1 protein-coding gene is annotated in these 615 nt (G+C 62.0%); it reads right to left on the minus strand.

Annotated elements, in window-relative coordinates; genetic code table 11:
- A partial coding sequence (locus tag QMG52_RS21820) for an IS630 family transposase (RefSeq protein ID WP_283562490.1) occupies positions 1 to 598 on the minus strand: 598 nt, incomplete at its 3' end.
- Between the last annotated feature and the right edge of the window lie 17 nt (positions 599 to 615).

Genomic DNA, 615 nt, shown 5'->3' on the forward strand with positions numbered 1-615 from the left:
TATAGTCATGCGTCATTGTTTCTGCCCTTCCCTTCGTCATGGGCAGGGAGGGCTGCGTGCGGTCCAGGGCCTGGATGGAGGATTTCTCATCCATGCACAACACGATCGCTTTCTCCGGCGGGTTCAGATACAGGCCGACCACGTCGATGAGCTTCTCTTCAAACTGCGGGTCATTGGAGAGCTTGAACGAGCCCACGAGATGAGGCTTCAGACCCCGGGCGGCCCAGATCCGTTGTACCTGGGCCGGCGACACCCCGACTTTCGCGGCCATGGTCCGCACCGACCAGTGCGTGTGCCCCTCCGGCTTGGAATTCCTTGTCAGCTCAACGATCTGATCGACAATTGACTGCGGGATAACCGGCTTGCGGCCACGCCCTGGACGGACGTCACCCAAATGAGCGAGGCCCTCTTCGCTGAAACGGGCCCGCCATGACCGCACGGTCGCCGGGCTGACCCCGACAACCCGCGCGATCCACTCACTGGCCAATCCCTCGGCGGCCATCAGCAAAACCTGGGCGCGCTGCACCTCCCGGTGGGATGCCGTCTGGGATTTAGAAAGCGTTTCCAGCAGGGCGCGCTGAACGTCGGAAACCACCAAAGCGGGAGCAAAATTCG

The organism is Paenarthrobacter sp. PH39-S1 (assembly GCF_030063245.1).
Classification (GTDB): domain Bacteria; phylum Actinomycetota; class Actinomycetes; order Actinomycetales; family Micrococcaceae; genus Arthrobacter_M.